Below are 6631 nucleotides of genomic sequence, written 5' to 3' on the forward strand. Positions count from 1 at the left end.
ATCGACGCTTGGCAAAGGACTTCGAGCGAACCATCAAATCCGCAACTGCACTTCTATATGCAGCTGCCGCCGTCGTCCTCATCAGGCGCATCGCTCGTTACGCATGAGATTCAAGACAGGCTCTCAGTGTCATCGGCTCCCGCCGGGTATCCCGCATCGTGGAAAGAACATGTGGAGGTGGTTAAGGGTAGTAAGCCAGAGGACAAGGAATTTTCTGCTTTCATGCGTCAGAAGGCGGAAGAGCTGCGGCAGGGCTTCTACCGTGGCGATAACCCCTCTTCATTTGAACGCTGGGACGAAGCAGGCTCGGTGGACGTCATCGAACATGTGATAGCGGCGTCACCAGATGTCGTGTCTGTTTTGGTTGAAGCGAGCTTTTACTATGCAGGTGCGGCGCATCCTGGCGTAGGCAATAGCCAAAATGTTATTTGGTCACGCAGACTTCATCGCCCACTCTCAGAGGAAGACGTTTTCGCAATTGCACCTGACCGTACCTTGCGGCGGATTGCGCTAGCGCAATTTGACAATCGTGACGGACTTACATCACCTGACGACCTGGAAGGCATCCCTCTGTCGTGGGAACGCACCAGCATTGGGTCAAAGGGTATCACATGGTCCTTCGATCCCTATGAACTCGGAGGATATTTGTCTGGTGGCAGTACGACAATCTCGTGGTCTGCCCTGCAGCCCTATCTTCGAAGCGACCTACCGTTTTCGCGTGATACGATAAGGGCCGCTCCAGAATAAATAATCACATTTGCTATGTCAGTTGTCGCATAATGGGTCGGCCTGGCACTGACGTTCCCATGATGATCGACAAACAGGCTTTTACCGCCATGCCGCGCGGCATGTGCTTTCCGGCCGACACAAAGCTACCAAAGCGAATGAAATCACGCGTTAGTGCTAGCCCAAGGTATCGTGGCGATCAAAGTGGCTTGGGAGAGCTCTCTTATTCATATCGGCTCGACGGCGAACAAAGACGGGATGATCCCACTCTGGAAAAAGGACGCGATGGAAACGCTATCGAGGGACTACCAACCCGGGCCTGGCCCCAGCCCGCGCCCCTCTTAGACGTTAGAATTTTTTGACCGAGCGTACAAAGCCAAACCAAACGGAAGGCAAATCGCAACTGCAACACCAACAGATATCGCAACCCACACACCCATCATCGTTCTCCCACTTACGCGACCTATTTAACATGCAGGCCAAAGCCAGACTAGTGATTTAGCCATCGGGCACATCATAGAGTGTTCTGACTTGGCCTTTGGCGCCCACCCCAGCCTTCAACCTTGCTGTGCCATAACCATGAAAGCTGGACCTTACGGCTGTCTCAAGTTCGCGACAATCAGGCCATAGCCGCCGTGTCGCTCGCTGTGTGCTTGGCGTCAGGGTGAAGCTGCCGGTCGGCAACGCCGAGTTGCAAACCTCCGGCACCGTGCTTACGATGGTGCCGAAAGGTGATGCTCGTGATTGTAGCCGTGCTGATCGTGTCCACTATCTTCGCACTAGTGATGATTGGATTGTCTATCTGGGCAAACGCACGCTTCCGGGAAAGTGAAAGGTTGCCGATGCAATGGCGACTTTCTCGGTCAGAGCCGCTTCCCAATTTGGTCAACTGGTCCGCTCCCCGTATTTTCGCCCTTAGTTTTACCCCGTTTCTCGCAATCTGTGTGTGGGGGCTAATCTGTGTTGGAGCGATAACGCTTACACCGAGGCCGGGGCAGGAGGGGATGTTATTGCCTGCATTGATGTTCACAGGGACGACATTTGTCGCGGCCCATGCTTTACACGTCTGGCTGATTGAGAAGACTTTGAAGCACAGCGGCACCTGACGCCCGAAAATCAGGCTTTTGGCGCCGCACCGCGAGCCCTGTGCTTGTTGATGGCTGTTCCGCATCACCACAATGCTCTCAAAAACGTGCCTTATAGCAGCCATGATCGCGGGCAATATATTCATGCTATGGCGATCATACGGCACGCGATCTTTCCTGACGACGCAGCCGCGGTGCTGGGCATCTGGCGCGAGTTTATTGCCAATTCCCCAGTGAATCTCGATTATCAAAACAACGATGCAGAGTTTTCCAATCTGCCGGGCAAATATGCTTCGCCGAAGGGATGCGTCCTGCTCGCGGACCGGGAGAGCGAAATTGAAGGTTGCGTTGCGATGCGCCAAGTCACTCCTGAAATTTGTGAAATGAAGCGACTATATGTTCGTCCCCATGCTCAAGGACGCCATCTTGGTCGCGCCCTGGCCGAACGCCTCATCGAAGAAGCGCGCACTGCGGGCTATAGCGAAATGAGGTTAGATGTGCAGGCGAAGTTCGTTCCCGCGCGCGAGCTGTATGAAACCCTTGGTTTTGTCCCCGCCGAGCCGATCTCCTTCAATCCGGTCCCCGGCGCGTCGTTTCTTGGTCTCAACCTGTAGCTAACGCGATACTTCATCTCGGTTAGTTGCCGAAATCAGGTCAATTTCGTTCACTGACCGTTGGGGCGAACCATCGACCATTGAATATCCGCCATCCGGCCATGCCCGCGCCGACACCAAGTACGCCGCTGGCGAGATAGGCGGTCGGCGCGTCGTGCGGGACGAAGAATCCGCCGGCGACATACCCGCCGATTACGGCGGTGCGTCGGAAACAATTGGAGCCAGCACAACTCCTTCAGCGCTCGATACCAGCCCGCGCGATGTTCTGCGGAAAAGCGACTTCCCAAGTACGCATCCGCTGAGCGGCGCCTTGCCGGTGGAGTGATGGATCGGTCTTAAGGTCGCAGTTATTTGCGAACTTAGGAGCGGTGTTTGTGGGACGGATCACGGTTTTCGGCGGGCCTGAACGCCGCCGTCGCTGGAGTGCTGAGGAACGGCGGCGCATTCTGGAAGAGGCCTTTGCCCCCGGCGCGTGTGTGTCACAGGTTGCTCGGCGGCACGACGTTTCCACTGCGTTGGTCTATACCTGGCGGCGCAAGCTGAGTGCGGCGCTCGTCGCGTCGCAGGAGGACCATGGCTTCATCGAAGCTGTCGTGCTGGAAGACAAGAGCTCCGTGCCCACGCCCGTGCAGCCGGCGATCCTGGTCGAGCTTTCCCACGGCGCCCGGGTGAGCATCTACAATTCGGCGTCGCCGACCATGGCAGCGGCCGTCATCAAGGCCTTGGCCCGGTGATCCCGATCCCGAGCGGCGTGAGGGTGTGGCTTGCGCTGGGGCATACGGATATGCGCCGGGGAATGCGGTCGCTGGCCCTGCAGGTCCAGCAATCGCTGAACAAGGACGTTCATGCCGGCGATCTGTACGTCTTCAGGGGACGAAGCGGATCGCTGTGCAAGATCTTGTGGCATGACGGCCTCGGGATGTCGTTATATGCAAAACGCCTGGAAAGAGGGCGTTTTGTCTGGCCATCAGCGAAGGATGGGACGATCGCGATCTCGGCTTCCGCGATGGCGTGCCTGCTTGAAGGCGTGGATTGGCGCAACCCGCAGGAGACCTGGCGCCCGACGCAGGTAGGGTAATTCCTTGCCTCGTCAAAACAGCAGCAGGAGCGGCATAAAAGTGCTGTAAATGCTGGGTTTCTGAGGACTTGCGGGTTATAATCCGCGCATGGTCTCCAGCAACGCATCCGATGAGCTTGTGCAGCTTCGCGCTGAACTTGCCATCGTGCGTGCACAGGCACTGGTGGCAGAGGCTGAGGCCGCCAAAGTCTGGGCGATCAACGCCGATCTGCGGGCTCGTAACGCCCATCTCGAACTGATGAACGAGCAGATGCGCCGCGAGAAATATGGCGCGCGCTCCGAGCGCAGCCGGCGCCTGCTCGATCAACTCGAGCTGACCTTCGAGGAACTCGAGGCCAATGCCAGCGAGGCCGAGCTGCTCGGCCAGATCGCTGCTGCCAAGACCACCACAGTTCAGGCGTTCACCCGCACGCGATCCACCCGCCGCGACTTCCCCGCCGATCTTCCGCGCGAACAGGTCGTCATCCCCGCGCCGGACCTTTGCCCATGCTGTGGCTCGGATGATCTGAGCCAGCTTCCCGCGGCGGTCACCGAAACGCTCGAGCGCGTTCCGGCCCGGCACAAGGTGATCCAGACCGTGCGCGAGAAGGTCTCCTGCCGTCAGTGCGAGAAGATCAGCCAGCCGCCCGCGCCCTTCCACGTAACCCCGCGCGGAATGTTCGGGCCGCACTTCCTGGCAAACCTCGCCTTCCAGAAGTACGGCCTGCACCAGCCCCTGAACAGCCAGCGTGACAGGCTCGAGGCCGAAGGCATCCCCTTGAGCCTCTCGACCCTTGCAGACCAGATCGGCGCGATCTGCGTAGCGGTAAAGCCCCTGTTCCTGCTGCTGGAAGCCCACGGGCTTGCCGCAGACCGCCTGCATGCCGACGACACCACCGTCCCGCTTCTCGCCAAGCTCAAGACCAGCGTAGCGCGAATATGGGATTATGTGCGTGACGATCGCCCGTTCGGCGGCACGGCTCCGCCGGTGGCGCTATGCTATTACTCGAGCGATCGAAGAGGTGAGCATCCCCGCGCTCACTTGGCAGGTTATGCCGGGATCCTCCAGGTCGACCGGTATGCCGGCTTCAATGCCCTGTTCGAGGAAGGCCGGACGGACAAACCCATGACCCGCGCCAACTGCTGGGTTCACGCACGCCGGGAGTTCTTCAAGCTCGTCGATATCAGGCAGCAGCTCAAACGCAGGAAGAAGGGCGCCACGCCGCTCGTCTCGCCGCTGGCGAGTGAAGCGCTCGAGATCATCGACCGGCTCTTTGCCATCGAGCGCGACATCAACGGCAAGCCTGCCGCCGAGCGCCTCGCCGTTCGCCGGGAATTATCCGCGCCCATCGTTGCCGAACTCGAGACCTGGATGCGCGAGACACGCAGCAAACTGTCTCGTCACGATGCCGTGGCCAAGGCCATCGCCTATCTCCAGAACGACTGGGACGGCTTCACCACCTTCCTCGCCGATGGCCGGATATGCCTCTCCAACAACGCCGCCGAGCGTGAGCTGCGCAGCGTGGCTCGGGGAAGAAAAGCATGGTTGTTCGTCGGCTCTGATCGTGGCGGCCAGCGCGCCGCGATGATGTTCAGCCTCTTCGGCACCGCGCGCCTCAACGACGTCGATCCGCTCGCCTGGTTCACCGACGTCCTCGCCCGGATCGCCGACATACCCCAGAGCCGCCTTCACGAACTCCTCCCTTGGCACTGGAAGGCCGCTCAGCAGCAGCTCACACAGGAAATCGCTGCCTGAACCGTTAGACCGAGGCCTTGCGCCTTGCGCAGAACAGTCCATGAAATAGCCGCTCGCAGCGCTCACGGCCGGCTGAGGTCAACACTACCGACTTCGCCTTGCCCACGGGATTGTTGATCAATCCTCCCTCATACAAGCGTCCCAGCGCATCCCAATCAAAGGTCTTCCAGGCTTGACAAGTCCCTGACGTCCGATCCAGGTCGTGCAGCGTCAAGAACATCAGAGCCAGAACCGCCTCATCAATCCGGTCGGTATCGATATCCTGCTCGTCCATAGGCAGCTCCTCGCGGCGCTGCCGATAATCTCACATCTTGACCACCAGCTACACTGCGTCCGCTATCGGATGCGTACCTTCCCAACATGCTTTTCAAGTGTCTTCACCTGATGACTGACGGCCGCCTGCGTGACGCATAGTTCGTCGGCCGCGCGTGTGAAATTGAGGTGTCGCGCCGCAGCTTCGAACCCGCGCAGCGTATTGAGAGAAAGGGATCGTAAATCCACAGGCTGTCCCTAAAAATTTTAGGCCCAGACCCTAACAATCATCGTTTGGCCCATGGGTCAATTTTGGGGCAAGTTCTGTTGCCACATGAGATACAGCGCCGTGCCTTGGGAAGTGGAATAATTTATGGGGACGACCAAATTCGCGGAAATGCGCTACCAACGAGGCTTCTTGGTCGCGATTCTATTGTCGCAATCCTTGGCGGCCGGTTGTGGCGAAGCGGAAGTCTCCAACCCGGCTAGGAAGTATACTGCTTTCCCCACGATGGCTGAGCGAAGCCCCGATGGCCGGAGGGAAGGAATTTGGCAGCCGCCTAAAGGCTTTAAGCAAGTCCAGATTTGGCCGGGGCAGGCGCCGAATATGGAGGGCATTGATCTCCCTCCCGAATATACTGAGACTAAAACAAATCCGGATCGTTTTTCCGGCTTGCCCGTCACCGGCGTATATAATGTTTCCAAGCCGACCATGACTGTCTTCCCCGCTAAGACGAAAGGCAATGGTACGGCCATGCTCGTCTTTTCGGGTGGCGGCTTCATGGATTTGGCGATTGATCTTGAAGGAACGGAGGTTTGCGACTGGATGACCTCGAAAGGCGTCGCCTGCATTCTCGTCAAATATCGTGTTCCCAAAAGCAATCACTACGGTGATCCGGAATGCAAATGCGGCGTTACCCCCAAGCACCTCCTTGCATTGCAAGACGCCCAGCGCGCGATCCGGTTGGTACGATCGCAGGCGACCGGATTAGGCATCAATCCGAACAAAATCGGGGTCGCGTCCGTCAATGTGGTGTAAAATCGGGTGTGGCCACTGGGCTGCATTTTCAGGCGGCCTTGGGTGTAATCTGTAGCGGCTGTGCCTCCTCGATCATTGGGGTGGCAAGGGCGGCCATGCCCT

At 58.4% G+C, this 6631-nt stretch carries 8 protein-coding genes and 2 pseudogenes; 7 read left to right on the forward strand and 3 right to left on the reverse strand.

Translation table 11 applies throughout. The features are described 5' to 3' along the window. Both ACFQ24_RS04585 and ACFQ24_RS04590 read left to right on the forward strand, forming a co-directional pair. A pseudogene (locus tag ACFQ24_RS04585) lies at window positions 1-107 on the forward strand (IS5/IS1182 family transposase); the annotation flags it as partial. 70 nt (window positions 108-177) lie between these two features. Further along, window positions 178-747, forward strand: coding sequence for a hypothetical protein (locus ACFQ24_RS04590; protein WP_380909315.1), 570 nt, complete (start codon window positions 178-180; stop codon window positions 745-747). A 598-nt stretch (window positions 748-1345) separates the two neighbouring features. Here ACFQ24_RS04590 and ACFQ24_RS04595 read toward each other — a convergent pair. Beyond that, window positions 1346-1957: a hypothetical protein gene (locus ACFQ24_RS04595; protein ID WP_380909317.1), complete on the reverse strand. Its 612-nt coding sequence runs from the start codon at window positions 1955-1957 to the stop codon at window positions 1346-1348. 3 nt (window positions 1958-1960) lie between these two features. Here ACFQ24_RS04595 and ACFQ24_RS04600 point away from each other — a divergent pair, with 3 nt between their 5' ends. The 4 genes from ACFQ24_RS04600 to tnpC all read left to right on the forward strand — a co-directional run bounded on the left by ACFQ24_RS04600 (window position 1961) and on the right by tnpC (window position 5238). Then, window positions 1961-2425: a GNAT family N-acetyltransferase gene (locus ACFQ24_RS04600; RefSeq protein WP_380909319.1), complete on the forward strand. Its 465-nt coding sequence runs from the start codon at window positions 1961-1963 to the stop codon at window positions 2423-2425. 374 nt (window positions 2426-2799) lie between these two features. Further along, window positions 2800-3159 (forward strand): IS66-like element accessory protein TnpA, encoded by a 360-nt coding sequence (gene tnpA / locus ACFQ24_RS04605; RefSeq protein WP_031342981.1) that lies wholly within the window; start codon window positions 2800-2802, stop codon window positions 3157-3159. After that, window positions 3156-3503, forward strand: a complete 348-nt coding sequence (gene tnpB / locus ACFQ24_RS04610) for an IS66 family insertion sequence element accessory protein TnpB (protein WP_317210012.1) — start codon at window positions 3156-3158, stop codon at window positions 3501-3503. The genes tnpA and tnpB overlap by 4 nt, the downstream gene beginning before the upstream one ends. Before the next feature lie 88 nt (window positions 3504-3591). Next, complete coding sequence (tnpC, locus tag ACFQ24_RS04615; protein ID WP_380909322.1) at window positions 3592-5238, forward strand: IS66 family transposase; 1647 nt, start codon at window positions 3592-3594, stop codon at window positions 5236-5238. 4 nt (window positions 5239-5242) lie between these two features. On the opposite strand, the gene ACFQ24_RS04620 is transcribed toward tnpC, so the two are convergent. Continuing rightward, entirely contained in the window at window positions 5243-5512 is a 270-nt protein-coding gene (locus ACFQ24_RS04620) for a DUF6429 family protein (RefSeq protein ID WP_380909324.1), read from the reverse strand. Window positions 5513-5592: 80 nt separating this feature from the next. Beyond that, window positions 5593-5739 (reverse strand): annotated as a pseudogene (locus ACFQ24_RS04625) (LysR family transcriptional regulator); the annotation flags it as partial. A gap of 124 nt (window positions 5740-5863) precedes the next feature. On the opposite strand from ACFQ24_RS04625, the gene ACFQ24_RS04630 reads away from it, so the two are divergent. Further along, window positions 5864-6529 carry an alpha/beta hydrolase gene (locus tag ACFQ24_RS04630; RefSeq protein ID WP_380909326.1) on the forward strand — a complete coding sequence of 222 codons (666 nt, stop codon included), beginning with the start codon at window positions 5864-5866 and terminating at the stop codon, window positions 6527-6529. The last annotated feature ends 102 nt before the right edge of the window (window positions 6530-6631 follow it).

The organism is Sphingobium olei (assembly GCF_042678845.1).
Classification (GTDB): Bacteria; Pseudomonadota; Alphaproteobacteria; order Sphingomonadales; family Sphingomonadaceae; genus Sphingobium; species Sphingobium olei.